General features: G+C 63.8%; 24 protein-coding genes and 1 tRNA gene. 14 read left to right on the forward strand and 11 right to left on the reverse strand.

The features are described from left to right. The first annotated feature begins 22 nt into the window (after window positions 1-22). Window positions 23-1,126: an NADH:flavin oxidoreductase/NADH oxidase gene (locus HBA99_RS02205; protein ID WP_070951628.1), complete on the forward strand. Its 1,104-nt coding sequence runs from the start codon at window positions 23-25 to the stop codon at window positions 1,124-1,126. Here HBA99_RS02205 and HBA99_RS02210 read toward each other — a convergent pair. Next, window positions 1,123-3,432, reverse strand: a complete 2,310-nt coding sequence (locus HBA99_RS02210; RefSeq protein WP_030095870.1) for a DEAD/DEAH box helicase — start codon at window positions 3,430-3,432, stop codon at window positions 1,123-1,125. The genes HBA99_RS02205 and HBA99_RS02210 overlap by 4 nt on opposite strands. 341 nt (window positions 3,433-3,773) lie before the next feature. Here HBA99_RS02210 and HBA99_RS02215 point away from each other — a divergent pair, with 341 nt between their 5' ends. From HBA99_RS02215 to topA, 3 genes are all read left to right on the forward strand, one after another. Then, window positions 3,774-3,977, forward strand: a complete 204-nt coding sequence (locus HBA99_RS02215; protein WP_005064941.1) for a cold-shock protein — start codon at window positions 3,774-3,776, stop codon at window positions 3,975-3,977. Window positions 3,978-4,092: 115 nt separating this feature from the next. Then, window positions 4,093-4,671 (forward strand): hypothetical protein, encoded by a 579-nt coding sequence (locus HBA99_RS02220; protein WP_030095869.1) that lies wholly within the window; start codon window positions 4,093-4,095, stop codon window positions 4,669-4,671. A gap of 186 nt (window positions 4,672-4,857) precedes the next feature. After that, window positions 4,858-7,635: a type I DNA topoisomerase gene (topA, locus tag HBA99_RS02225; protein ID WP_070951627.1), complete on the forward strand. Its 2,778-nt coding sequence runs from the start codon at window positions 4,858-4,860 to the stop codon at window positions 7,633-7,635. Here topA and HBA99_RS02230 read toward each other — a convergent pair. Then, window positions 7,632-9,122, reverse strand: a complete 1,491-nt coding sequence (locus HBA99_RS02230) for an adenylate/guanylate cyclase domain-containing protein (RefSeq protein WP_044104857.1) — start codon at window positions 9,120-9,122, stop codon at window positions 7,632-7,634. The genes topA and HBA99_RS02230 overlap by 4 nt on opposite strands. Before the next feature lie 162 nt (window positions 9,123-9,284). On the opposite strand from HBA99_RS02230, the gene HBA99_RS02235 reads away from it, so the two are divergent. Together HBA99_RS02235 and HBA99_RS02240 are read left to right on the forward strand one after the other, a co-directional pair. Beyond that, on the forward strand, window positions 9,285-10,490 hold the full coding sequence (locus tag HBA99_RS02235; RefSeq protein WP_070951626.1) for a DNA polymerase III subunit delta': 1,206 nt from the start codon (window positions 9,285-9,287) through the stop codon (window positions 10,488-10,490). Between the two features lie 57 nt (window positions 10,491-10,547). After that, window positions 10,548-10,623, forward strand: a tRNA-Thr gene (locus HBA99_RS02240). A 31-nt stretch (window positions 10,624-10,654) separates the two neighbouring features. On the opposite strand, the gene HBA99_RS24755 is transcribed toward HBA99_RS02240, so the two are convergent. Next, entirely contained in the window at window positions 10,655-10,831 is a 177-nt protein-coding gene (locus tag HBA99_RS24755; protein ID WP_200997023.1) for a hypothetical protein, read from the reverse strand. Between HBA99_RS24755 and HBA99_RS02245 the strand changes: the two genes are divergently transcribed. The 5 genes from HBA99_RS02245 (at window position 10,760) to HBA99_RS02265 (ending at window position 15,470) form a co-directional block, all read left to right on the forward strand. Next, on the forward strand, window positions 10,760-11,443 hold the full coding sequence (locus HBA99_RS02245) for an alpha/beta fold hydrolase (RefSeq protein ID WP_234798098.1): 684 nt from the start codon (window positions 10,760-10,762) through the stop codon (window positions 11,441-11,443). The genes HBA99_RS24755 and HBA99_RS02245 overlap by 72 nt on opposite strands. Window positions 11,444-11,504: 61 nt before the next feature. Next, entirely contained in the window at window positions 11,505-12,026 is a 522-nt protein-coding gene (locus HBA99_RS02250) for a hypothetical protein (protein ID WP_057970095.1), read from the forward strand. Beyond that, a complete protein-coding gene (locus HBA99_RS02255; protein ID WP_199252997.1) occupies window positions 12,026-13,174 on the forward strand; it encodes a hypothetical protein in 1,149 nt (382 codons plus the stop codon). Before HBA99_RS02250 ends, HBA99_RS02255 begins: the two co-directional genes overlap by 1 nt. A 257-nt stretch (window positions 13,175-13,431) precedes the next feature. Then, on the forward strand, window positions 13,432-14,319 hold the full coding sequence (locus HBA99_RS02260) for a hypothetical protein (protein WP_131822811.1): 888 nt from the start codon (window positions 13,432-13,434) through the stop codon (window positions 14,317-14,319). Then, a complete protein-coding gene (locus HBA99_RS02265; RefSeq protein WP_070951623.1) occupies window positions 14,316-15,470 on the forward strand; it encodes a hypothetical protein in 1,155 nt (384 codons plus the stop codon). Before HBA99_RS02260 ends, HBA99_RS02265 begins: the two co-directional genes overlap by 4 nt. On the opposite strand, the gene HBA99_RS02270 is transcribed toward HBA99_RS02265, so the two are convergent. Both HBA99_RS02270 and HBA99_RS02275 read right to left on the reverse strand, forming a co-directional pair. Further along, entirely contained in the window at window positions 15,410-15,832 is a 423-nt protein-coding gene (locus tag HBA99_RS02270) for a helix-turn-helix transcriptional regulator (protein WP_070951622.1), read from the reverse strand. The genes HBA99_RS02265 and HBA99_RS02270 overlap by 61 nt on opposite strands. 263 nt (window positions 15,833-16,095) lie before the next feature. Further along, window positions 16,096-16,788, reverse strand: a complete 693-nt coding sequence (locus HBA99_RS02275; protein ID WP_070951621.1) for a GAP family protein — start codon at window positions 16,786-16,788, stop codon at window positions 16,096-16,098. Window positions 16,789-16,990: 202 nt separating this feature from the next. Here HBA99_RS02275 and HBA99_RS02280 point away from each other — a divergent pair, with 202 nt between their 5' ends. Then, on the forward strand, window positions 16,991-17,686 hold the full coding sequence (locus HBA99_RS02280) for a CPBP family intramembrane glutamic endopeptidase (RefSeq protein ID WP_030095860.1): 696 nt from the start codon (window positions 16,991-16,993) through the stop codon (window positions 17,684-17,686). Here the strand turns inward: HBA99_RS02280 and HBA99_RS02285 are convergent. Continuing rightward, the gene (locus HBA99_RS02285) at window positions 17,683-18,117 is read right to left on the reverse strand and encodes a DoxX family protein (RefSeq protein ID WP_070951620.1); all 435 of its coding nucleotides are present in this window, start codon (window positions 18,115-18,117) and stop codon (window positions 17,683-17,685) included. The genes HBA99_RS02280 and HBA99_RS02285 overlap by 4 nt on opposite strands. 82 nt (window positions 18,118-18,199) lie before the next feature. Here HBA99_RS02285 and HBA99_RS02290 point away from each other — a divergent pair, with 82 nt between their 5' ends. Continuing rightward, a complete protein-coding gene (locus HBA99_RS02290; RefSeq protein WP_070951619.1) occupies window positions 18,200-18,757 on the forward strand; it encodes a TetR/AcrR family transcriptional regulator in 558 nt (185 codons plus the stop codon). On the opposite strand, the gene HBA99_RS02295 is transcribed toward HBA99_RS02290, so the two are convergent. Genes HBA99_RS02295 through HBA99_RS02305 form a run of 3 tightly spaced genes read right to left on the reverse strand, consistent with a single transcriptional unit; the run spans window position 18,754 to window position 22,743 of the window. Further along, entirely contained in the window at window positions 18,754-19,317 is a 564-nt protein-coding gene (locus HBA99_RS02295; RefSeq protein ID WP_070951618.1) for a DUF4352 domain-containing protein, read from the reverse strand. The two genes, HBA99_RS02290 and HBA99_RS02295, sit on opposite strands and share 4 nt — an antisense overlap. Beyond that, window positions 19,314-20,960: a CocE/NonD family hydrolase gene (locus HBA99_RS02300; RefSeq protein ID WP_199252998.1), complete on the reverse strand. Its 1,647-nt coding sequence runs from the start codon at window positions 20,958-20,960 to the stop codon at window positions 19,314-19,316. Before HBA99_RS02300 ends, HBA99_RS02295 begins: the two co-directional genes overlap by 4 nt. 10 nt (window positions 20,961-20,970) lie before the next feature. Beyond that, window positions 20,971-22,743, reverse strand: a complete 1,773-nt coding sequence (locus HBA99_RS02305) for a hypothetical protein (protein ID WP_070930209.1) — start codon at window positions 22,741-22,743, stop codon at window positions 20,971-20,973. 105 nt (window positions 22,744-22,848) lie between these two features. Here HBA99_RS02305 and HBA99_RS02310 point away from each other — a divergent pair, with 105 nt between their 5' ends. Then, the gene (locus tag HBA99_RS02310) at window positions 22,849-23,781 is read left to right on the forward strand and encodes an NAD-dependent epimerase/dehydratase family protein (protein ID WP_030095854.1); all 933 of its coding nucleotides are present in this window, start codon (window positions 22,849-22,851) and stop codon (window positions 23,779-23,781) included. Here HBA99_RS02310 and HBA99_RS02315 read toward each other — a convergent pair. Both HBA99_RS02315 and HBA99_RS02320 read right to left on the reverse strand, forming a co-directional pair. Then, entirely contained in the window at window positions 23,737-24,132 is a 396-nt protein-coding gene (locus HBA99_RS02315; protein ID WP_057965739.1) for a DUF2304 domain-containing protein, read from the reverse strand. The two genes, HBA99_RS02310 and HBA99_RS02315, sit on opposite strands and share 45 nt — an antisense overlap. After that, window positions 24,132-24,830 carry a glycosyltransferase family 2 protein gene (locus HBA99_RS02320; protein WP_030095852.1) on the reverse strand — a complete coding sequence of 233 codons (699 nt, stop codon included), beginning with the start codon at window positions 24,828-24,830 and terminating at the stop codon, window positions 24,132-24,134. Before HBA99_RS02320 ends, HBA99_RS02315 begins: the two co-directional genes overlap by 1 nt. Between the last annotated feature and the right edge of the window lie 6 nt (window positions 24,831-24,836).

Below are 24,836 nucleotides of genomic sequence, written 5' to 3' on the forward strand. Positions count from 1 at the left end.
CGACGCGAGGAGCCTTCGCACCATGAGCCTGCTGTTCGAGCCGTACCGGCTGCGCGACATCACCATTCCCAACAGGATCTGGCTGTCGCCGATGTGCCAGTACTCGGCCGACCCCACCGGTCCCTTGACCGGTACACCCAACGATTGGCACCGCACGCACTTGATCAGCCGGGCGGTCGGTGGTGCTGGGCTGGTGTTCACCGAGGCAACCGCCGTCAACGCGCGAGGGCGACTCTCCCCGTACGACACCGGGCTGTGGAACGACACCCAAGAGCAGGCCTGGGCCTCCATCGTGGGCGCCGTCAAGGAGTTTGGTGCGATTCCCGGGGTACAGCTCGGGCATGCCGGACGTAAGGCGTCTACCGTCGCACCATGGGACGGGCATCTCTCATTGAACCCCTCAGATCCATTGAGCTGGGAGACAATTGGGCCCACCAACGCGCCGTATGGTGACTTCGAGCCGCCGGTGGCGGCCACGCCCGCTGATCTCAACGCGATCACCGATGACTACGTGGTTGCCGCGCAGCGCGCGTTGCGGGCGGGTTTCCAGGTGCTTGAGGTGCATGCCGCCCACGGCTACATTCAGCACCAATTCCTCTCTCCGGCAAGCAATACCCGCACCGACGAGTACGGCGGGTCTTTCGCCGGCCGGGTGAAGCTCACCCTGGACACTGTCGCGGCGGTACGTACGGTCTGGCCCGAACACCTGCCGCTTTTCGTCAGGGTGTCGGCCACTGACTGGGTGTCCGAGGAGCCCGGGCTGGAGGCAGACAGCTGGACGCCCGACCAGACCGTCGAGCTGGCCAGGCTGCTGCAGGCGCGTGGGGTGGATCTCATCGACGTGTCGACGGGCGGCAACGTGCCACATGTCCGGATTCCCACGGGGCCCGGATATCAGGTGCGATTCGCCCGTCGCATCCAGACCGAAACAACGCTTCCCGCAGCCGCGGTCGGCATGATCACCGAGCCACACCAGGCCGAATCGATCCTCGCCGCCGGTGATGCCTCCGCGGTGTTGCTGGGCCGCGAACTATTGCGCGACCCGTATTGGCCACGGCGCGCCGCTCGGGAGCTGGGCGCCGAGCTGAGCCCGGTGGTTCCCAAGCAGTATGCCCGCGCCTTCTAGCCGGGTAGTCGAGACAGCACCAACCGCAGCACCTTGACGGCCGCGGCCTTGTCCAGTGGGGAGTTTCCGTTGCCACACTTGGGTGATTGCACACAGGAAGGGCACCCGGCCTCGCATTCACACGCCTCGATGGCGTCAGCCGTGGCACCCAGCCAGATCGCGAGCTGCTGATATCCGCGGGCGGCAAAACCCGCACCACCCGGGTGGCCGTCGTACACGAACACCGTTGGTAGGCCGGTTTCGGCTTGCAGCGCGGTGGACACTCCGCCGATGTCACCACGATCACAGCTGGCCACCAGCGGCAGCAGGCCTATCGCGGCATGCTCGGCCGCATGCAGGGCGCCGGGCGTGGCCAGTGCCTCGATGTCGATGCCCGCCAACGCTTCCGGGGTGATGGTGTACATCACCGCCTTGGTGCTCAGCGTTGATGAGGGCATATCGAGCTCGACGAAGTCCAGGATCTCGCCGGTCGCCAGCTTGCGTAGATAGCCGATCACCTGGTGGGTAACGTCCACCGGCACCAGCCCTATCTGGATGTCACCCAGATCGATCCGCTCGCCCTCGCCGGTGATCGCGATATCGATGGTCGATCGGGCGAACGTCGAATAGTCTGGAGTGGCGTTGTGCACCAAAGCGATTCCATCACCGAAATCGAGCGAATCGACCAGATAGGTCTCGCCGGAATGCAAATAGACTGCGCCCGGATGCACTGTCGCGGGGGCCCGCCCGGAATCGACGGTTCCCAACACTCGCCCAGTATCGGCCTCCAGGATCATCACCTGTCCGCCGATAGATCCACGGATATCCACCGCCGCATACGGATTGAGGCCGGGGGCCGCAAAGTATCCGCCGGGTCGCTTGCGTAGTAGCCCGTCGTCAACGAGCTGGGCGACCACATCTCCAGCATCCAGGGATCGCACATCGTCCTCTGTCAGCGGTAATTCAGTTGCCGCGCACAGCAGATGGGGGCGCAGCACATGTGGATTGGTCGGATCGATCACCACCGCCTCAATCGGCTTGTCCAACAGCGCGCCCGGATGGTGAACCAGATAGGTGTCCAGCGGATCGTCGCGAGCGACCAGTACCACCAACGATCCCTGTCCCCGGCGCCCGGAGCGTCCGGCCTGCTGCCAGAATGAGGCCACGGTGCCCGGAAAACCAGCCACCACAACGGCATCCAAACCAGCGATATCGACGCCCAGCTCAAGAGCGTTCGTGGTCGCCGCACCGGTCAACGTGCCCGTCGACAACGCCTGTTCCAGCGCCCGGCGGTCCTCCGGCAGATAGCCCGCCCGGTACGCCGCCACTTGCGACGCCAGTGCCGGATCGACCTCCGCGAGCCGATGGGCGGCGCCGAGCGCCGTCATCTCCGCGCCGCGCCGCGATCGGACGAACGTCAACGTCCGCGCGCCCTCCTGGACCAAATCGGCGAGCAGTCGGGATGCCTCGGTGCTTACCGGGCGTCGCACGGGTGCCCCGTTCTCTCCGGTGATCGGAAGCAGCGGCGGTTCCCAGAGCGCCACCGTGCGCATCCCGTGTGGAGAACCGTCTGCGATGACTTCTTCGACCGGCTGACCGATCAACGCGTGCGCCGCGGCGCCCGGATTAGAGGTTGTGGCGCTGGCGAACACCACTGTTGGATGCGAACCATAGCGCGCGCACAAGCGCAGCAGTCGCTGCAGCACGAGAGCCACATTTGACCCGAAAACTCCACGGTAGTAATGACATTCGTCCACCACCAGATAGCGCAATCCGCGCAGGAATGCCGACCAGCGGGTGTGGTTGTGCAGCAGTGACACGTGCATCATGTCGGGATTGGTGAAGATCCACCGCGAGCTCTCGCGCGCGAACCGCCGCAACTCGTTGGAGCTGTCGCCGTCATACGCGCAGGGCAACACCCGATCGAAACTGTCGATCCCCGTGATCAATTCGCGTATCGAGCGCAACTGGTCGTGGCCGAGTGCCTTGGTGGGTGCGAGATAGAGCGCACGGGCCCGCGGCTCTGCGGCCAGCGCGGTCAGAATCGGCAATTGATAGGCCACCGACTTCCCGGAAGCGGTGCCGGTGGCTACCACCACATGGCGGCCCGCGAATGCCAGCGAGGCGGCGGCGACCTGGTGCGACCACGGATCGGTCACTCCTTGGGCGGCAAAAGCAGTGATCGCGTCGCGGTGCACCCACTGTGGCCACACCGCGACCTCGGCATTTCGAGCAGGAATATCGCAAATATGCCGCACCGGAGTTTCGCCGCTGGGCGTACCGGCCACGATGAGATCCAGCAGTTCACGGCCATAGCCGACGGTCACCGCAAAACCCCTCGTGACCTGCACACTTGTGCCAAAACGGTGTCGAGCTCGCTACCGCATCTGGCCATAATGCCAGGGTAAGGCAGGCCAAAAGGGGGCCGAAGTTTCGCCACTGTTCACCGAACTTCCTATCAATTATCTGGCTCACCGCTATCGCCAACGCTCTAAACATGCTCTACTTAGGGCGGTCGCAGCTTCTGTGTTCGTGTTTTGCACTCGCAGGATCGACGTTGCGGTCGCGGTTCCTGCGAGGGTCTTCTTCACGGGGTATGGCGGTCGGAACGGGGCCCGACGTACCGAACGGCGCGTCGCACCCGGTGTAAGAGAAGGAAAATCAAGAAATGCCACAGGGAACTGTGAAGTGGTTCAACGCGGAAAAGGGCTTCGGGTTCATTGCTCCCGAGGACGGCTCCGCCGACGTCTTCGTCCACTACACGGAGATTCAGGGCAACGGATTCCGTACCCTGGAAGAGAACCAGAAGGTTGAGTTCGAGGTAGGCCAGAGCCCCAAGGGCCCCCAGGCTACCGGCGTCCGCGCCGTCTGACCCACATCCGTCGAAGGAACGCCCCTGGCCATGGCCGGGGGCGTTTCTGGTTCCAAGAATCTCTCCGCGCGCGGGTAGGGCCTACTGGTGCGCGGAGAAAGTACTGTCTGTGACTGTGAGCCAGCTGTCCTTCTTTTCCGCCGAATCGGTGCCTCCCGAGGTCACCGATCTGGCGGGGCTGCTGGCCGGACCGGGCCAGGTTGTGGTCAGTGGCGCGGGCGCACGGATCTCGGTGGTCGTGGACCAGCCGTGGCGTGCGCTGGCACTGGCCGAGATGATCACCGAAACCGGTTTACAGGCCGAGGTCGGTCACACCGACGAGAACCATCCGCTGGTGCGTACCGCCATCGATCCCGCGGTGCTCCCGATCGCGCGTGAGTGGACTCGGGGCGCGGTGAAAACCGTCCCAGCGCAATGGTTACCGGGTGCTCGTGAATTGCGGGCCTGGGTGCTTGCGGCGGGCGCACCGGAAGCCGATCGGTACCTCCTCGGACTGGACCCGCACGCTCCCGATACCCATTCGACGCTGGCGGCCGCGCTGATGCGCGTGGGCATTGCCCCAACCTTGATCGGAACACGTGGCGCCAATCCCGCGTTACGAATCAGTGGGCGACGTCGGCTGGGGCGGCTGCTCGAAAACATCGGGGAACCACCCGGCGATACCGATGCATTTCGTGTTTGGCCGAGGGTATAACCGGGTTTTATCAGCGGTTTAACGGCGACACGGACACACTTTTAGCCACCCTGACATCGGGAATACCGAAGCCGATATGAAAGGCTAGGTTTGCGCAATTGGCGCGGGGGTGTCATCTTGTGACCACGGTGGACCGCCCCTACACCGTACATATGCGGCTGAATGCGCAGGTAAGGAGACGAAGCAGTGCGACGGCTCGTCATCGTCGAATCACCGACGAAGGCCCGCAAGATCGCTGGCTACCTCGGCGACGGATACGTCGTCGAGTCCTCGCGTGGCCACATCCGGGACCTGCCCCGTGCCGCTGCCGACGTTCCGGCCAAGTACAAGTCCGAACCCTGGGCTCGACTCGGGGTGAACGTCGACGAAGACTTCGAGCCGCTTTACATCGTCAGCCCCGATAAGAAGGGCACCGTCACCGAACTCAAGGGCCTACTGAAGGACGTTGACGAGCTCTATCTCGCAACGGACGGTGACCGCGAGGGTGAGGCCATCGCCTGGCACCTGCTGGAGACTCTCAAGCCCAAGGTGCCCGTCAGGCGCATGGTCTTCCACGAGATCACCGAACAAGCCATTCTTGCGGCCGCTCAGGACCCCCGTGACCTCGACAACAACCTCGTCGACGCACAGGAGACCCGCCGCATCCTGGACCGGCTCTACGGCTACGAGGTCAGCCCCGTGCTGTGGAAGAAGGTCGGCCGGAACCTGTCCGCCGGGCGCGTGCAGTCGGTGGCCACCCGGATCATCGTTCAGCGTGAACGCGATCGCATGGCGTTCCGCAGCGCCGGGTACTGGGATCTGGGTGCCGAACTGGACGCCGGCAGCGAGGCCAAGCCTCCGCGTTTCAACGCCCGCCTGCTGAGCGTTGACGCGCTGCGCGTGGCTTCCGGTCGTGACTTCGACTCGCTGGGCCAGGTCAAGAAGGCCGACGACGTGCTGGTTCTCGATGAGGTGCGGGCCAACGCCCTGGTCGCCGGACTGGCTCAGGCCACCCTGACGGTCGCCTCCGCCGAGGAAAAGCCGTACACCCGCAAGCCGTACCCGCCGTTCATGACATCGACGCTGCAGCAGGAAGCCGGGCGCAAGCTGCGGTTCTCCTCCGAGCGCACCATGAGCATTGCGCAGCGGCTGTATGAAAACGGCTACATCACTTATATGCGTACCGATTCCACGACGCTGTCCGAATCGGCATTGACTGCCGCGCGTAGTCAAGCAGCGGAGTTGTACGGAAGCGAATATGTGCACCCGTCGCCGCGGCAATACACGCGCAAGGTGAAAAATGCGCAGGAAGCGCACGAGGCTATTCGTCCCGCAGGCGAGACTTTCAAAACTCCGGGACAATTGCATTCACTGATCGACAATGACGAATTCCGTCTGTACGAGCTGATCTGGCAACGCACCGTTGCCTCGCAGATGGCCGATGCACGCGGGACCACGCTGAGCCTGCGATTGGCCGGCACCGCCACCTCCGGCGAGCAGGTGGTGTTCACCGCCAGTGGCCGCACCATCACCTTCCCCGGCTTCTTGTCGGCGTACGTCGAGACCGTGGATGAGCTGGCCGGCGGCGAGGCAGACGACGAGGAACGTCGTCTCCCGCAGCTCAAGCAGGGCCAGACCGTCACGGTCGCCGAGCTGTCCGCAGACGGACACACCACCAATCCGCCCGCTCGTTACACCGAGGCCTCGCTCATCAAGGCGTTGGAAGAGTTGGGTATTGGGCGTCCGTCGACCTACTCGTCGATCATCCGGACCATCCAGGACCGCGGCTACGTGCACAAGCGCGGCAGTGCGCTGGTGCCCTCATGGACCGCGTTCGCGGTGATCGGACTGCTGGAACAACACTTCGGCAGGCTGGTCGACTATGACTTCACCGCGGCGATGGAGGATGACCTCGACGAGATCGCCTCCGGTAACGAACGGCGCACAAACTGGTTGAACGCCTTCTACTTTGGTGGCGAGCACGGTGTCGAAGGTTCGGTCGCCCGCGCCGGCGGACTCAAGCGCCTGGTGGGTGTGAACCTCGAGGAGATCGACGCCCGCGAGGTCAACTCGATCAAGCTGTTCGACGACGACCAGGGGCGCCCCATCTATGTGCGGGTCGGAAAGAATGGCCCATACCTGGAACGAATGATCACCGGCGACGACGGAGAACCGACCCCGCAGCGCGCCAACGTCAAGGATGGCGTCACCCCCGACGAACTGACCGTCGAGATGGCAGAGCAGCTGTTCGCGATTCCGCAGGAGGGCCGGACGCTGGGTGTTGACCCGGAGTCCGGGCACGAAATCGTCGCCAAGGATGGACGTTTCGGTCCCTACGTCACCGAGGTGCTGCCCGCACCGCCAGATCAGCTGGACGCCGCCGAGGCGGACGCAAAGCCTAAGCGGGGCGCCAAGAAGGCGGAGGGACCCAAGCCGCGTACCGGCTCGCTGCTGAAGTCCATGACGTTGGAGACGGTGACGCTCGAGGACGCGCTCAAGCTGCTGTCCTTGCCGCGCGTGGTCGGTGTCGATCCCGCCAACGGCGAGGAGATCACCGCTCAGAACGGGCGGTACGGCCCATACCTCAAGCGCGGCACCGATTCTCGATCGCTTGCCACCGAGGATCAGATGTTCACCATCACCCTCGACGAGGCGCTGAAGATCTACTCCGAGCCGAAACGTCGCGGCGGTCAGGCGGCTTCGGCGGCTCCGCTGCGTGAGCTCGGTGCGGATTCGGCGACCGGCAAACCGATGGTGATCAAGGACGGCCGCTTCGGCCCGTACGTCACCGACGGTGAGACCAACGCCAGCCTGCGTAAGGGCGATGACGTGCTGTCGATCACCGATGAGCGTGCCTCGGAGCTGCTTGCCGACCGTCGGGCGCGGGGTCCGGTGAAGCGCGTCAAGAAGGCGCCGGCGAAGGCGGCAAAGAAGGCTCCCGCCAAGAAGGCCCCGGCGAAGAAGGCCGCCAAGAAGGCGACCTAGATGCGGCGCGGGCGTGCCACCTGAGTGGACACGTTGCGGCCGCGCAGTTCGACGGTTTCACCGACGTCCCAGCGCAGAGCCTCTTGGTCGCGTGCCTCCATGACCGCGGAGGCGGATGCCAGCACGTTCCCGGGTTCGTTCTTGGCCAGCTCGGTCAGCCGGGCAGCCTCATTCACGGGATCGCCGATGACGGTGTACTCGAAACGCGCCTGTGCCCCGATGTGGCCGGCGATGGCTCGTCCCGCCGAGACTCCGATGCCAAAGTCGTTGGAGCCCAGCACGCTGGTGAGTTCATGGGCCAGCTCGCGGGCGGCTGCCAGCGCCGCTGCGGCGCCATCGGGGTGGTCGATGGGCGCGCCGAAGATGGCCAGCGCAGCATCACCCTGGAATTTGTTGACGAAGCCGCCGTGCTTGTTGACGGTATCGACGATGACCCGGAAGAACTCGTTGAGAACCCTGACGACCACCGCCGGCCCGCGTGTCGACGCCAATTGGGTAGATCCCACCAGGTCGACGAAAAGCACAGCGACGCTGCGCTCTTGACCGCCGAGTTCGGTGCCGTACTCGAGTGCCCGGCGTGCGACATCCTCACCGACGTAGCGGCCGAAGAGGTCGCGCAGGCGTTGCCGTTCACCGAGATCGCGCACCATATCGTTGAACCCGGCCTGCAGCAGTCCGAGCTCGCTCGCGTCATAGATGGGCACGTGGGCGTTGTAGTTGCCGCGCTGCACTTCGCTGAGTGCCCAACGTAATTGGCGCAGCGGGTCGGCGATCGAGGTGGCCACCAGCAGCGTGCCCATCAAACCGATCGCCAGCGCGATGATCGCCAGGATCAGGATGGACCCGGTGAGGTTGTCGGCATTGGACTTCAGATATCCGGCGCGTTGGCCCACGACGGTGAGCACGATCGCCAGGATCGGCACGCCGGTGCTCAATGCCCAGGTGAGTATCTGGCGGACGATGACCCCTGGGGCGGTGACATTTTCCGGCACGCCACGGCGCAATGCCTGAATCGCTACCGGGCGCAGGACGCGCTCGGACTGCAGGTAGCCGATGATGCTGGTGGTGGTGGCGCCCAGCACGGTCGCGAATGCCGCGACCAGTACCGAGCTATGGGTGGATGACCAGGTGACGGCGACGAAGATCGCACCACCCACGAGCCAGGTCGCGACGCTGATGACGGTGCGGTAGAAGGGCATCTGCAGGGCACGGACGCGCACAGACTCCGATCCTTCGGATTCGAAGTCCGGGGAGCTGTACTGCCAGCGCAGAACCGGTAACAGCAGGTAGGTGCTGACGATGGCGCCGGCAATGAACAGGATGAACAGCGAGACGCCGAGGATGATGAGCCGTGCGGTGCCAAGCTCTGACAGTTCCACCCTGTCGCTCGGCGGCAGGCCGAAGCGCAGGAAGCCCAAGACGAACAGGGCCCCGACCAGGTTCGACTGTGCGATACCCATGATGAAAAGAGGCCATGGGGTGCGCATGACCCATCGTGAATACCGGGCTGCGCGTGCGAGTGGGCGCTGGTCTGCCCTTCCTTCCGCGCCAGTCACTCGTTAACCGTAGCTGTCGGCGGTGACGGCAGCGTTTCACACGCCTATGCGGCCTGTTCGGGGAGTCTGATCCGGCAGCTAGGGTTGGTGACGATGAGCGGGGTTTTCGGTCGCCTGGTGGATCAGGGAGCGGTGGTTTCGACGCTCTCATCTGCGGCATTGGCTGCGCGTGGGGATGACGTGGGCCGGATGACCCATGCGTGGTTGTTCACCGGGCCGCCGGGGTCGGGCCGATCGGTGGCCGCGTTGTGTTTTGCCGCCGCCCTTCAGTGTGAATCGGAGGGGGCTGCGGGCTGTGGGGAGTGCCGTGCCTGCACCACCACGATGGCCGGGACCCATGCTGACGTGCGCAGAGTCGTTCCCGAGGGATTGTCGATCGGTGTGGACGAGATGCGCGCGATCGTGCAGGCGGCCTGGCGCCGTCCGGGTACCGGGCGCTGGCTGGTGGTGCTGATCGAGGACGCCGACCGGTTGACCGAGGGCGCCGGCAACGTGCTGTTGAAGGTTGTGGAGGAGCCACCGCCGCGAACGGTGTTCTTGCTGTGCGCCCCCTCGGTGGACCCGGAGGACATCTCGATCACCTTGCGATCACGCTGCCGTCATGTGGCGCTTGTCACCCCCTCGGTGACTGCTATCGCACAGGTGTTGACGGACCGCGACGGGATCGATCCCGAGCAGGCGCAGTGGGCCGCATCGGTGAGCGGTGGTCATGTCGGCCGCGCGCGCAGGCTCGCCACTGATGAGCAGGCCCGTGCCCGGCGGCTCCGAGCATTGGGGCTGGCCCGGGAGGCTGCGACCCCGACGCGGGCGTATGCGGCGGCCGAGGAGTTGGTGACCAGCGCCGACACCGAGGCGAAGGAACAGACGGCCGCCCGCAATGAGGCCGAAGAGGAAGAGCTGAGGACGGCGTTGGGGGCCGGGGGCACCGGCAAGGGTGCGGCGACAGCGCTGCGCGGAGCAGCGGGTGTCTTGAAGGACTTGGAGCGCAAACAAAAATCGCGTCAGACCAGGGCATCGCGTGATGCGCTGGACCGCACGCTCATCGATTTGGCCACCTACTTCCGAGACGCCCTGGTGCTGTCGGTGGGCGCTGCCGAGGAGGGCCGGGTGGCGCTGCATCACCCCGATATGGCCGACCGGCTCGGGCCGATGGTGGACCGGGTGCCCCCCGAACAGCTTCTGCAATGCATCGAGGCCGTTCTGGTGTGCCGAGAGGCGCTGGCGGTCAATGTGAAACCCAAGTTCGCGATCGATGCCCTGGTCGCGACGGCGGGGCAGGCTCTTCGTCCCTCGGAATGAGATTGGGCGTCGTGGCAGGGGTGCCGTAGACTCTCGGTCGCTGGGTTCGCCCGGCGTGCTGCCCTAGCTCAGTCGGTAGAGCAATTCACTCGTAATGAATAGGTCGGGGGTTCGATTCCCCCGGGCAGCTCCATGCGGAGTACGTGGTTCGGGCCCCTATGGAATTAGACGGAAGTCTTCGTCGCGATGGTTGTGTGCTCAGATACTCCGATACTGCTGGTTCGGGCATTCCGGTCGTGTTCATCCATGGAGCGGGCGCAGACCATGCCATGTTCGAATCCCAGCGCGATGTCCTCCGGGCCGCCGGATTTCGCGTTGTGCTCTTCGACTTGCGCGGACACGGAGCCTCGAGACCTAATACGGCCGCTATCACAGCGGACGTGCTGGTATCAGACGTGGAAGCGTTGATCGCCTACCTGGGCCTGAGCCGGCCGGTGCTCATCGGACTTTCTTTGGGCGGCAACATCGCGCAGCGTCTTGTCAGGCAGGCGCCGAATGACTATCGGGCGCTGGGTGTCCTCGACTCGACCTGGAACACCGGTCCATTGTCTTGGATCGAAAGGTCATCTTTGCGGCTCGCTGCTCCGCTGCTGCGGCTCATACCGGCACGATCCTTGCCGGGTGTCATGGCGGATGCCTCGGCGGTTACCGAGCCCGCGCGTGCCTACCTGCGCCGGGCGTTTGCGGCGATATCGAAGGCCGAGTTTCTCAGGATATGGCGCGTGACCACCGAGTTCGCTGAGCCCGATAGCGATTACCGCACACAGTTGCCACTGCTGCTGATGCGTGGCGAAAAGGATCGCACCGGAAACATCGCGACATCAATGCCGCAGTGGGCAATCGCGGACGGCGTCGCCGAGGTGGTCATTCCCGATGCCGGTCACGTGGTTACGTTGGATGCCCCTGAATCTGCGAATGCTGCGCTCGTCGCCTTTCTCCGGTACTTGACGTAAATCACTTCGCTGCCGGGTACTTCTGCTGTGGGCGCAACGCAAGGCCGCTAGATTAAAGGTCATGTGGTTCGCGGGACGCGGTGCAGGCCGTCACGGTTTGGTCGTTGCTGCGGTGGACCAGGTGCTGGCCACGGCCACCGGGCGGCAAGGCTCGGTAGTTGACGTCACACATAGCTGGGCGCACGCGAACGGCCGCGTGGTGGATATCGAGGATGCACCACTCGCGGCGGGCGTTTTTGGCCAGTGGATCTCGTTCCCCGACCGGGAACTCGTGCAGGTGGGGCAAGGAGTCGTGGGCCGCGACCGCACGATCGCCCATGAATTGGGCCACATGGTGTTGGGTCATCGAGGGCTTCCGGTTGCTGAGTTCGCCGCTGAGCACGTCCGCGCGGTGCCGCCTGAGCTGGTTGCCCGCATGCTGCAACGCAGTTGTGGCGCGGATGAATTGACCCATAGCGATGACCGTTGGCCGCAGGATGAGCTAGCTGCTGAGCGGTTTGCGGCATTGTTGGTGCGCCGCTTGCGGGCCGGCCGACGAGACCGCCCGAGCTGGAGTCCATACGTCGACGACGCGCTGGGGTAATGACTCGCTCGGTATGGGATTCCCTGCAGGCTGTGCGCGTCGCGGTACTGATCGTGTTTCTGCCGGTAGTGCTGTATCGGATCTGGCGATTGGTCCGGTACCCCACGTCGATTCCCGCCATCGCTGCCACAGTCTTCGGGGTATGGGTGTGGTTCTGGATGTTGATATTCACCGAGCCGGTGTGGACGGCGATGCCTGCCTCCGTGCACGCGGTGAGCATGGGCGGTTGGGCGCCGGTCTGGATGGCCGGCTGTCTGCAGATCTTCGTGATTGGGATCAACGGTGACGTTTCGCAGGTCTGGATTCGTCGTGGGCTGCGCACCACCTTTATCGTCACCGGTTTGGTCCTCATCGTGGTTGCGGTGGCGGTGAGTCAGAGCCGTGTGCTGGTTTCTTCTGCCGACATGCTTGCGCTTACCAATGCTCTCCTAGACGGGGGAGATCGTGGTGCTGCCGTTGCCCAAGTAGTGAGTAGTGGGTTCCTGGCGGTGGTGCTTGTTCAGCTCGCGTGGGTCGGATTCCGCCACGCCGACCGCACCCCAGTTGGAGTGGGATTGGGACTACTGGCGATGGCAGCGGTATTACAACTGACCGCAATCGCACTCACCGGAGTCTGGCGACCCCTGACTGGGGGAGGTATGGGAATCGGTGGTCGATATGTTCCCTTACTTCAGATTTTGCCCGGATGCGCGGGCGCGGCGCTTATGGTCGTGGGATTCGCCTGGCCGCCTGTGATGCTGCGTGTCCAGGCACGGCGAGAACTGCGGCGGCTGCGTCCGCTCCATGATGCTCTCGTCGGGATGTTCCCAGGGTTGTCCCCGCCGGCAGAATCTCAAATAAGGTTGTCGGACTTAGTATTTGAATGGGTAGCGCACGTGCAGGACGGTCTCACCATCTTGTCGCAGCGTCGTGAGGTACCTGTAGAAACCGGCTGGGCGCCTCCCGCCGATCAGATAGGTCGTGTTGTGGAAGTGGCGAATTGGATTTCTGGCCAATCAGTTTCGGGATTCAGTTGCGAATGGCTGCGTCCGCCTATGGGCATGAGCGACCAGGCGTGGGTGCTCGCGATCGCCGACGCTTACCGCAACTGTATGGAGACTTCCGAGGTTCAGGAAGTCGGACGTGAGCGTCTGCCGGTGAAGACATGAGTACCGATTCGACTGCCTGGGAAAGCCTATCGGATATCAGGCTCGTGGTTTTGGCTTGCTTCCTGCCAATCTTGCTGTACCGAATCTGGAGAGTTGCGCGGTACCCCACATCACTCCCGGCTTATGCAGCACTGGCTTTCGGAGTGTGGGCGTGGATATGGCTCCTCATGTTCGACAACTCGGTGTGGTCACTACTGCCACCGAGTGTGCGCGTTATCAGCATGACTGGGTGGCCAGCCATTACGATCGCTGCTTGTATGCAAGTCTTCGTCGTGGGTGTTGCACGCGATGCTTCTTCGGCACGGATCCGCCGCGGGTTGCGAAACACCTCGGTGGTGGCGGTCCTTGCATTGAGCGTGGTCACGGTGTTGGCGAGCCACAGCCGAGTGGTTGGTAGCACGGACGATGTATACGCAGCAGCCAAAATCGTCTTGACTGAGGGCGATTCTGCGGCAATCGCGGCAACGGTGATAAGCAATGTGTATGTGATCTTCGTGGTTGTGCAGCTGGCATGGGTCGGGTTTCGGCACACCGATCGCACGCCGGTCGGCGTCGGTCTTGGATTGATGGCGACCGCCTCCGTAGTCCAAGTTGTTGCAAGTACTTGTGGAGGGATCTGGCTTCCACTGGCGCGCGGCGGTGGGTTTATGGGGAGTGCGTATGGGTTGTGGCTTCAGACCTGGCCCGGCTGTCTTTCTGCGATCCTGATGGTCGCTGGTTTTGTCTGGCCTCCGGTGGTTTTACGCGTTCAAGCACGAAGAGATGAGCGGAGACTAACGCCCCTCCACGATGCATTCGTCTGTATGTTTCCGGGACTGTTTCCGCCGGCAGAGTCTCAAATACGGTTGTCAGACTTAATATTCGAGTGGATGGCGCATGTACAAGACGGCCTGACTCTGCTGTCGCAGAGGCGCGGGATACCTGTTCGAACTGGTGTGCCGATCCCTGCGGATCATATGGATCGTGCTTTGGGAGTAGCGAATTGGGTTTCTGGTCAATCAGTTTCGGGACTTAGCCAAGAATGGCTGCTTACGCCAACGGGCATGAGCGATCAGGCTTGGGTGCTCTCCATCGCCGACGCTTATCAGGCGGGGCAGATGCTATCGGTAACCGCGCGACGTGAGCGTCTACGGGTGAGAGGATGATCACCCAGTCCACGTGGGACCTGATGCAGATTGTGCGCGTCGCCATGCTCGTCTGTTTTCTGCCAGGGCTGCTGTACCGGATCTGGCGGATTGTGCGCTACCCAACCTCAGTCCCCGCTGTCGCGGTAACTGTCTTCGGGGTGTCGGTGTGGATCTGGTTCGTGGTGTATACCGACTGGGTGTGGGACGCATTGCCGGCCTCCGCGCGCGCCGTCAGCGTGGCGGGTTGGCCGGCGATCACGATCGCGGCGTGTTTGCAAATTTTCGTCGTTGGTATCAGCGGTGATGCGTCGCCCGAGCGCGTTCGCCGTGGGCTATGGATCACTATGGCAGGAGCGGCGATTGCACTTACCGTCGTCTTCATCGCTATGAGTTACAGCGAGGTGGTCCCGAGGGCTGATGATGTGCTGGCGACCGCAAATGCCATGTACGCCGGGACTGATCGCGGTGCGCTCGTCGCAGTTGTGGTGAGCAGTGGGTACATGGTGTTAGTGGCTCTTCAGCTCGCATGGGTGGGTTCTCGCAACGCTGATCGAACTCCCGTCGGCGTAGGTCTGGGCTTGCTAGCGGCTGCATCGGCGTTTCAGGTGGTTGCGAGCATCTGTGGCGGGATGTGGAGCCCGCTGAGTCGGGGCGAGGGCTTCATCGGCGGCGCGGTCGGACGGTGGCTGCAGACCTGGCCGGGGTGTATCGCAGCGGGTTTGATTGTCGCGGGCTTTCTGTGGCCGCCCATCATGCTGCGTGTTCAGGCACGGCGAGAATTGCGGCGGCTAGGCCCGCTCCATGACGCACTCGCCGGTATGTTTCCGGGGCTGTTCCCGCCCGTGGAATCGCGAATTCGATCGTCGGACTTGGTGTTCGAATGGACGACGCATGTCCAGGATGGACTCACGCTGTTGGCGCAGAGTCGACGGGTGCCGCTAGTAGCCGACTTGCCCTTGCCAAAGAGTGGCTCAGAGCGGACTCGGGATGTTGTGAATTGGCTTGTAGGTGAAGACGCTCCAGGCTTCAGTTGCGAATGGTTGCGTCCGCCTGAAGGTATGAGTGAGGGGCCTTGGGTGCTCGAGATCGCCGACGCCTACCGGGAACGTCAGGAAGGCTTGGAGGCGCCGGCTTCCTTGTCGGGTATGCCCTCAACCTTGCGTAAGTGATCGACCATGTCGGCGATGGCCTGCCGACTGTTCTCGGAGAGTGCATAGCTGCGCTGCGCGATCTCACGAACCTTTGAGTCACGCAGCTGCACAAGCCAATCCAGATCGCGATTCACCGACGCGGCGTAGTCGGCGTCATAGAAGTAGGCGGGGCTCACCTGGAAGAACTCGGCTAGTGCCGCGACGATCTCCGGTGCCGGGTTCGATCGTTCGCCTTTGCGCAGGAGCGACAGATAGGGCGAGGACACCTCGACCCCGCGCTCGCCCAGCGCGGTGACAACCTCGTTGAGGGAATAAGGTCCGCGCCCGGCCGGATGCACAGTGGCAAACAAATGGCTCAAGCGCTGCGAAAAGTCTGGCACAGCACCCCCTCACATACTTTCACTTCGCAGTCCAACGATACACGCACATGCCGCGCTGCTCATCGTAGGTCTGCGGGTGTCTGAGCGGTATGAAACTTATCGGAAGGGTAAGTCATTGACAAGGACTATTTACTGACAGTAATGTCCGGGGTGTTCGTTCGGCTAATCAAGGTCGATCGTGCTCGGCTGGTCAATCGCTGTGCTCATCGTGGGGTTGAGCACAGCGAATGGTCAGCCGATTTTCGTATGAGCCCTGCCGCTGCTCAGCGGAGCCCCAGAGCACTGTGATGCAGCAGCGCGCCGACAATCAGAACGCCCCCGAGGCCCAGGAATATGACCCGAATCGCGGTGGGGCCGTACCGCGTCACCGTTCGCACTAGACCTCGCTGCACTCGCCGCGCGCGAGGGGACCGTCGCGTCGACAGTACGAGAATCAGCAGACTGGGAAGAATCGCGACCAAGCCATAGCCGACCAACAGCAGCGGCCACATCGACGGCAGCGGGTGACGTGAGGCGAGCATCGCCAGCGCGCTCAGATACGGAACAGATGTGGGTGCCTCCGCGTAGCCCAATGCGAGACCCGCAAGCGCGAGAAGCCATGGATGGCGTCGCGCAACAGTGCGAATCCATGGAGGCGTCACTGGTTCGGTGAACCAGGTCAGCGCCGCAACGGCGATCAACAGAATGCCGATGATCAGTTGCGCCCAGTATCGGGTGGACGGGGTGATGTCCGAGCCGCCGGCGACATCGGTCAGCGAGCGCACACCGAGCACGGTCGCCAGCCCAAAGGTGAACAGCGCCACGAATAGGCCGGTGACGAAGCTGAGGCCGCCGGGAAATGCTGATCGGCGTTCCAGCCGGGTCACATAGACGATGGTGGTGGCGACACCGATGTTGAGCACGTTGAGGGCGTCCAGGCAGGCGAATCCTGCGAACGCCAGCAACAGGGTGAGCACGATTCCAGAACTTACGTGAGCCGGATCGTGTTCCGGCCATGGCCAGGTTGTGGGGACTGCCACAGTCGCTCGTGCGCTGATCCCGGGACGGTAGTCACGACTGGATCACACTCTGACCTGGGCCAACGTCACCGCCGGTACTCTGAACCGGATGCCTACTCAGACCTCGGCCGCTGTTGCGCCCCTGCACGGATTGCGGGACGTGCGCACGTATATCGATATCGCCGTCGTGGTCGCCGTTCTCGTGGCCACGAATCTGATCGCGCACTTCACCACACCATGGGCCAATTTCGTGGTGGTGCCGGTCGCCGCGATCGGGCTGCTGGCACTGATCCGCTACCGCGGCCATTCGTGGGCTGAGCTGGGGTTGGGCCGGGACCACTGGCGTTCGGGCGCCAAATACGCAGCCGTCGCGGTTGTCATCGTCGGCGCGGTGATCGGCATCGGTCTCTTGCTGCCGGTCACCCGGCCGATGTTCCTCAACAGCAGTTACGCCACGACCGTCTCGGGTGCGTTGCTCGCCTCCTTCGTCCTGATCCCGCTGCAGACCGTGATTCCCGAGGAGCTCGCTTTCCGGGGGGTTCTGCACGGCACGATGGCTCGAGCCTGGGGCTTTCGCGGAGTCGCGGCCGTCGGGTCGCTGTTGTTCGGCTTCTGGCACATCGCCACGTCCTTGGGATTGACCACCGGCAATGTCGGCCTGACCAAGTTGCTCGGGGTGGGCCTTTGGGCACAGATCGCTGGCGTGGCCGGCGCGGTGGTGGCCACCGCCCTTGCCGGATTTGTCTTCACCTGGCTGCGGCGTCGTAGTGGCAGCCTCTTGGCGCCGATCGCGTTGCATTGGTCGCTCAATGGGATGGGAGTGCTGGCCGCAGTCTTGGTCTGGCACCTCGTCTAGCCCCATACGACGAGCGCGGTCGCCGCGAGAAACAGCAGCTGTTCGGCGGTGCGCCAACCAAGGGGAGTGGACAGCGGATTCGACCGCTGACTGGCGGCATACACATTGGCCGGAAACATCACCACCAGCAGCACTCCCAAGCACCCGGCTGCTACCGCCCTCGTCGAGGGAATCAGGACACCGATCGCGCCGAGTAACTCGAGGACTCCGGTGAGCGCCACCAGGAACCCGGGTGTCGGAATCCGTGGCGGAACTATCGCGATCATCGCGGCACGCATTTTCGGGACGAAATGCGCGATCCCGGTCAGCGTGAACATCGCGGCGAGGCCGACCGCCACGGCGGCCGACCACGAACCGGCGAGAGCCAACCCCTGCGTACCGACTAAACGAGCCAGGAGCGTCCCGGCGAGGAGGGCAATGAGCGGTGCCATGACAGATCTCCAATCTTGACATTGACTAGATAGACGATACCTTCAAACTTGTCACTGTCAAGATTCGCGCTATGCTGAGGCGATGTCGTATCACCATGGCGATCTGCGGGCGGCGATCCTGGCCAGCGCGGCCGACATGGTGGCCCGACGCGGCGCCACCGAGCTGTCACTACGGGAACTAGCTCGCGAAGCGGGTGTCTCCCACGCCGCACCCGCCCATCATTTCGGCGATCGTCGCGGACTGTTCACCGCGTTGGCCGCCGACGGATTCACCAAACTGGCCGAGGCGCTAGACGGCGCGCACCCGGACTTCCATGCCGCGGCGCTGGCCTACGTGGACTTCGCCTTGAGTCATCCGGGCCACTACTCGGTGATGTTCGAACCCGCACTCCTGGATGCCACCGACGCGCAATTGACCGCGGCGCGTGAGTGTGCCGGGGCGGCACTGAATGCAGGAATCGAGACGTTGACGCCACGGCAGACCTCGGCCGACAAGGTCACCGCGGCTCGCGCCGCGTGGTCCTTAGTGCACGGGTTTGTCTCACTGTGGTCCACTGGGGCACTGGCTGATTCGCATGATGCCGATCCGAAGACGATCGCCTCAAAGATCGCCTACACGCTGTTCCCGCCCACCGGCTAGCCCAGCAGAACTTTGGCGCCCTTGGATCGGTAGTCGGTGTGCAGGTCGATCTCCTTGGGTACCGTGCCGGCCGGTACGTCGTAGACGAGTACTGACCGCTTCTGCGCGCCGGGTCCCAGTTCTGCGCCGGGATCCAGCTGTTCGGCGTTGCGCGCCAAGATATTTGCCATGCTATCGGGCGTGTACTCCTTGCCGGTGGCATCCTTGAGTTTTTGTTCATCGCCGAGGAAGGAGTGCGTGGTCTGTCCGAGGTTCAGAACTTCGACGTGGACCACGACGAAGGTGCCGGTGGCGGTCGCCTGCAGAGCAGGATTCGCCACATCACCAACGGTCCCGGCATCACTCACCCGGGTAACCACAAACGCGAGGTCGCCATCGCGCACCTGCTGTCCAAGAGCCCCGGGCTTGCCTTCTTCCGCTGTGACCACCTTGGTCTCCGCCCCTCCGCCGGTAGGGCCGACGTGGATCAGGGTCGGACGGCTCTCGGAGGCCTCGCCGCCGCCGCATGCGGTGAGGACGATTCCGGTAAGGCAAAGAGCGGAAAGGTATTTGGCGATCATGAAACGTGTAGCAACGGCAATGTCACGGCCGAGGGATGTTCCTCGTCATGGCGGATCTCGAAGTGGATCGGAACAATGCGGCTGGCGGTCGCCAACGGCTCACCGGACCCGGTGTTGCGGGCGTGGTTCGGAAACGCACCCCCACTGACCTGGACCCGCAGCCGATGTCCCCGCGCGAAACGATAACCGGTGGGATGCATGGTCACCTGGACCGGTGACTGCGCGGCACCGTCTAGTTTGACGATTCCGTCAGTCACGTTGCGGGAAACTCCCTTCCGATCAACGTCGCAGAGCCTGACGAACAAATCGCCCTGACCACTGTCGGTTGTCGCGTACACCGATGCCGAAACCGGGCCGACCAGATCAAGGTCTTTTGTCAGAGGCGCGGTGGTGAAGACCAGCACATCGGAGCGACTTTCGATGGACGCGTTGTCGCGCTGCCCGGACACCCTGGCGTCAAGCAGCGGCCCGCCCACCACCGGGGTCGGGTTCTTTGGATCGTATGTGAAGGTGTCGACGGCGCTATCACCTTGTGGTGCTTGCCAATCAAGCCCGTGATCGGCCTGCAGATACAACGGTGTGGGCGTCGAACTCTTCGGCGGCCAAAGATCGAAATCCAGCCATTGACCGGCCTTCTGTAGGTAGACCCGTACCGGTGCGCGATGCGTTGATGAGGCGTCGCCGTGTAGATGTGCTGCCAGCCAAGAAAAGCTGTCGGCTATCGCCGTCTTGATCGACTTCGCGTGGTCCCACGAGCCGATGGTGATACGCCGGGGGCAGTCGGCCTTCTGTAGCTCCTCGTAATCGCGGAGTTGACCTACCAGAAGCAGATCCCACCAGCCGGTCACCATGCTCACGGGTGTGCCCAGCGTCGCGAGCTGGGCGGTGTGGTTGATCTCGTCCCAATAGTCGTCGTCGTTGTGATCGGTCACCGTGCGCCAGAAGGGTTCTGGCTTTCCGATCGCGACATTGTCGGCGTCGGCGAGAGGTAGGTGATCCATCGCTCGGCGCACCCGCTTGCCGTGCGCGTTCGCCCGCAGCAGGCGGACCGCCTGCGGGATCTCCGGTGAACCGACCGCCGCGGACCACGTCAGCAGATTGTGCAGGTTGAACGACCCGCCCGGATAGAAGAGCTCGGTGAAGTTGCTGGTGGTGATTGCCGGGCACATGGCGGCCAAGGGTGGCTCGATGTATGGCGCCACCGCCCATTGCGTATGCCCGAGGTATGACGGTCCGGCGGTAGCGAGTGTGCCGTCGCACCACGGCTGTTCACGGACCCAGGCGGCGGTTGCAAGGCCATCCGCCCGTTCCTGGCGAAACGCGTCGAATTTGCCTTCGGATCCGAATTGGCCCCGGGTGTCTTGTACTACCACCTGAAACCCTTGACGGGCCAATAACGTTGCCCAGAGTTGGCTGATGATGCCCTGCTTGTCGTACGGGGTGCGGAAGATGACAGCAGGCAAGGGGTCCTGCCCCGGCGGGCGGAAGTGGTCGGTAGCGAGCTTGATGCCGTCGGGCATCCTCACCGGGATGTCGCGGCGCGTCTGTATCTGAGTGAACTGGGGTTCGGGCAGATCGAGCAGCTTTTCCAGGACGGGTGCAGAGAGTCGTCCGGTCCAGGTCAAAGCCAGTTCTCCGAGCATGGCGCCCAATCTACCGGGGAGCGAGCGCCCCTACCGGCCCGACGGCGACGCACAGTGACAATGACTGGGTAATCGGTTGCAGGGTAAGTGAATTACCCGAACCTGGGAGTCTGATGAACACCCGATTGAGTCCCGGCCGAACGGGAACCTTGATTCTGGGCCCGTTGGTGAACGATGCCCACACAGCACCCTCGGTATTGGCCAGGTAGTTCAATTCCACGATCCAATCTGCGGGGAGCAGCGGCCCCGTCAGCGGCATGGTCTGCGTGGACTGCACCAGGTACCCGCATCCGGGAACCGGGCCTTCGGTGAGGGCCCGCACCCACGTCACCTGGGCGTCGAGTAGGTGGCCATAGCGATCGAGCATCCGTAACTGCGTTGTGGTGGAACCGATCTCTGGTCGGGGGCGCACCAGGGCGAACATATGACTCAACAGGTTCTCCGGTCGCACCACATTCTGCAGCACCAGCGGATCAACTTCCTGGTCCAGCACCGCCGGCCCGTCCGCGACCGCCGCCAGGGACTCCTTCACAGTGGCGATGTACGGCGAGGCGGGATTGTTGCGCCAGCTGCGTAAGTAGTTGGCCGTGGATACCAGGCTGCTCCCCACGAACAACGCCAGCGTCAGCGCGACCACGGCGGTGCGTCTAGCAGAACTGTCCAGGCTCGTACTGCCCGGCCGGTTCGGGGCGGTGAGACCCACCGCCGCCAGCAGCGTCGCGACGACCACCAGATCCGGCAGATACCGCAAGGTCTGCGCGAGCAGCAGCGCCGTGAATGCCGACGAACGCATGAGATAAATCGGCACCTCACTGGCCGCCAGATACCCCAGCAAGGTTAGCCAGACCAGCCCAAGCCGCTGCTTGCGGAAACAGGTCAGCGCCACGGTTGCGGCGAGCGCCAATGCCCCCAGCCAGATCACGAATGACGAGGGCTCGGCCCACGGGGAGCTGGGCACCCAACGATCCCAATGCCACGGACCACCCACCAATCCGGGAAGCACCCCGTGCGTGAATGAGCGTTGGAGCAGCGACCACGTCATCGACAGATCGGTGCTCCAACGCTTCTGGTCCACCACCACCAGGTAAAGCGCGATCCATGCCCCGGTAAGGGCTCCTGCCGGAACCCACAGCACCGCACCCCGGCGCCATGTCCGCTCCAGCGCCGACCAGCCGTCGCCGCGCAGGTACGCCAGCAGCGTCACCACCGCGAACGCGACGAAGGGAATGACCACCGACTTCTCGAAGAACAGAAGCCCCCCGAGGAACGCACACATCGCCGTCACGGCGTACCGACGGTTTCCGGTGCGATCCAGCAGCACCGCGTCGGCGACGAACCAGCACATCGCGGTCAGCATGGGCAGGGAATTCAGCGCGGCCGACCACCAGGTGAAACCTGGGATTGCCAGCGGCGTGAACAGTGCGAACGTGAGCGGAACAAGTAGCACGGGCCGCCAGCTCAGGATCACGCGCAGCGCCCGCAGCAGCGACAGGGACGCCAACGCCTGCAGGATCACCAGGCTCAGCGCGGGCCAGAACCAATTTAATGGGGCGAGCTTGGTGAGGATGCCGGCCAGCAAGAACGCTGCGGGCATGACGTGTCCATCGTGGTCATCGAACAGGTACGAGGGCGAGAACAGGCCCTGTGTACCGGCGCGGCCGACCAGGATCAGGTCATCCCAATAGAAATCTCCGCCGAACGCCAGCACGCTGCGCACCACGAGGTGCACCACGATGAGAGCCGCTGCGGCAACGGCAACGCGGTTGGTTCTGGCGAAAGGCATCAGGGCCCGAGACTAGCGATGAACGCTTGCGGGAAGAACATCAGGCACGGTCGGTAGGGTGGGGCCGAATGCCGCGAGCTATGTGAATAAAGAGGGAGTCGCCACGTGCGGGCAATGGTTACCGGAGCCGCAGGATTTATCGGATCGACGCTGGTCGACCGGCTGTTGGCGGACGGGCACGAGGTAACGGGCCTGGATAACCTCGCCACCGGCAAGGTGTCGAATCTGGAGGCCGCCGAGGCGCATTCCGCCTTCACCTTCGTCAAGGACGACATCGTTGAGGCAGATCTGGATGCCGTTGTGGCCGAGTTCTCGCCCGAGGTGATCTTCCACCTGGCCGCGCAGATCGATGTGCGCCACTCGGTCGCCGATCCGCAGTTCGACTCCTCCGTCAATGTGGTCGGTACGGTGCGGCTGGCCGACGCCGCTCGCAAGGCAGGCGTGCGCAAGATCGTGCACACCTCATCGGGCGGCTCGATCTACGGCACTCCCGAGCAGATCCCCACCGGCGAATCCGTCCCCACCGATCCGCATTCGCCATATGCCGCGGGCAAGGTGGCCGGAGAGATCTACCTCAACACCTTCCGGCATCTGTACGGGCTGGAGTGCTCACATATCGCTCCGGCCAATGTCTATGGGCCGCGCCAGGATCCGCACGGCGAGGCGGGTGTCGTCGCCATTTTCGCGCAGGCGCTGCTGTCGGGTCGCGTCACCAAGGTGTTCGGGGACGGCGGAAACACCAGGGACTACGTATTCGTCGACGACGTGGTGGACGCCTTCGTGCGCGCCTCCGGTCCGGACGGCGGGGGACAGCGGTTCAATGTCGGTACCGGAGTCGAAACCAGCGACCGGCAGCTGCATTCGCTGGTGGCCGCGGCCGCCGGGGCACCGGACGATCCGGAGTTTCATCCGCCCCGGCTGGGCGATCTGCGTCAGTCTTGCCTGGACGTCCGCCTGGCCAAGAGCGTGCTGGGATGGGAGCCGAAGGTGGCGCTAGCGGACGGAATCGGAAGGACCGTCGACTTTTTCCGGAGCTAGCTCCGAAGCAACGTCGCCCGTCGGGGGCTCGGCGCCGCGTAACGCGACGGCACGCGCGAGCCGCGAATAGCGCAGCTCCAAATCCTTGAAACGCAGGTAGGTGCTGAGTGTCGTGAACGCGAACGCGATGATCAGCGCGTAGAGCATCAGGTCGGTGCCGCGGCCCAAGCCGAGCCAATGCGCCAGCGTGGTGGTGTCATTGGGCCGCAGGATGGCATAGATGCCTGCGACCACGAAGACCACGAACCCGAGCTTCACCCAGGCCTTGGCCTGCGCGGTGCTGCGCGAACGCAAGAGATACACCAGCAACAGCAGGACCGCGACGATCAGCAGCGGCTGAATCCAGGTGATCACGGCAACCTCCGGCGGAACGCGGTGTCGAACATGATGTTGACCCCGTTGATCAGCGATTGGCCCTTGGCCATCGAATACTCGGTGTACAGAATATCGACCGGCTGTTCGGCCACCCGCCAATGATTTTCGGCGATCATCGCGATGAACTCGCTGGCGTGGCCCATGCCGTTCATGGTGATGTTGAGTCCGTTGGCGACGGTCCGGTTGAAGACGCGCAGTCCGTTGTGAGCGTCGGTCAGGTTGAGGCGGCGGGTGCGCGGGCTCAGCAGCACAACGGTTTTCAGCACGATGCGTTTGATGAGGGGTACGTGGCCCGGTGCCGATCCGGCACCGAAGCGGGTGCCGACGATGATGTCGAGGGGTTCCAGTCGCAGCCTGTCCACCATGGCCACCACGTCCTTGACTTGATGCTGGCCGTCGGCGTCGAAGGTCACAAAGATCTGAGCCCCGGGCTGTGCACGCGCGTATTCGACCCCGGTCTGTATCGCCGCGCCCTGGCCGAGATTGACGGGGTGGCGGACCACGTGTGCGCCCGCGCCGTGCGCGAGTGCGGCGGTACGGTCGGCGCTGCCGTCGTCCACGCAGACGATGTTGGGGAAGGTGCCGAGCGCCGCGGCGATGACGTCGGCGATGACTGGTCCCTCGTTGTAGGCGGGGATGACCAGCCAGACGTCGCTGTTACCGGTGTTGCTCACTGGGAT

This window comes from Mycobacteroides chelonae (assembly GCF_016767715.1).
Classification (GTDB): Bacteria; Actinomycetota; Actinomycetes; order Mycobacteriales; family Mycobacteriaceae; genus Mycobacterium; species Mycobacterium gwanakae.

Excerpts from the sequence above, each read along its gene's own strand:
- HBA99_RS02235 (WP_070951626.1), top strand. The coding sequence starts at position 9,285 with ATGAGCGGGGTTTTCGGTCGCCTGGTGGATCAGGGAGCGGTGGTTTCG.
- HBA99_RS02230 (WP_044104857.1), bottom strand. The coding sequence starts at position 9,122 with ATGCGCACCCCATGGCCTCTTTTCATCATGGGTATCGCACAGTCGAAC.
- HBA99_RS02250 (WP_057970095.1), top strand. The coding sequence starts at position 11,505 with ATGTGGTTCGCGGGACGCGGTGCAGGCCGTCACGGTTTGGTCGTTGCT.
- HBA99_RS02245 (WP_234798098.1), top strand. The coding sequence starts at position 10,760 with ATGTTCGAATCCCAGCGCGATGTCCTCCGGGCCGCCGGATTTCGCGTT.
- HBA99_RS02290 (WP_070951619.1), top strand. The coding sequence starts at position 18,200 with ATGTCGTATCACCATGGCGATCTGCGGGCGGCGATCCTGGCCAGCGCG.
- HBA99_RS02295 (WP_070951618.1), bottom strand. The coding sequence starts at position 19,317 with ATGATCGCCAAATACCTTTCCGCTCTTTGCCTTACCGGAATCGTCCTC.
- HBA99_RS02285 (WP_070951620.1), bottom strand. The coding sequence starts at position 18,117 with ATGGCACCGCTCATTGCCCTCCTCGCCGGGACGCTCCTGGCTCGTTTA.
- HBA99_RS02215 (WP_005064941.1), top strand. The coding sequence starts at position 3,774 with ATGCCACAGGGAACTGTGAAGTGGTTCAACGCGGAAAAGGGCTTCGGG.
- HBA99_RS02300 (WP_199252998.1), bottom strand. The coding sequence starts at position 20,960 with ATGCTCGGAGAACTGGCTTTGACCTGGACCGGACGACTCTCTGCACCC.
- HBA99_RS02305 (WP_070930209.1), bottom strand. The coding sequence starts at position 22,743 with ATGCCTTTCGCCAGAACCAACCGCGTTGCCGTTGCCGCAGCGGCTCTC.
- HBA99_RS02255 (WP_199252997.1), top strand. The coding sequence starts at position 12,026 with ATGACTCGCTCGGTATGGGATTCCCTGCAGGCTGTGCGCGTCGCGGTA.
- HBA99_RS02260 (WP_131822811.1), top strand. The coding sequence starts at position 13,432 with ATGCAAGTCTTCGTCGTGGGTGTTGCACGCGATGCTTCTTCGGCACGG.
- HBA99_RS02265 (WP_070951623.1), top strand. The coding sequence starts at position 14,316 with ATGATCACCCAGTCCACGTGGGACCTGATGCAGATTGTGCGCGTCGCC.
- HBA99_RS02205 (WP_070951628.1), top strand. The coding sequence starts at position 23 with ATGAGCCTGCTGTTCGAGCCGTACCGGCTGCGCGACATCACCATTCCC.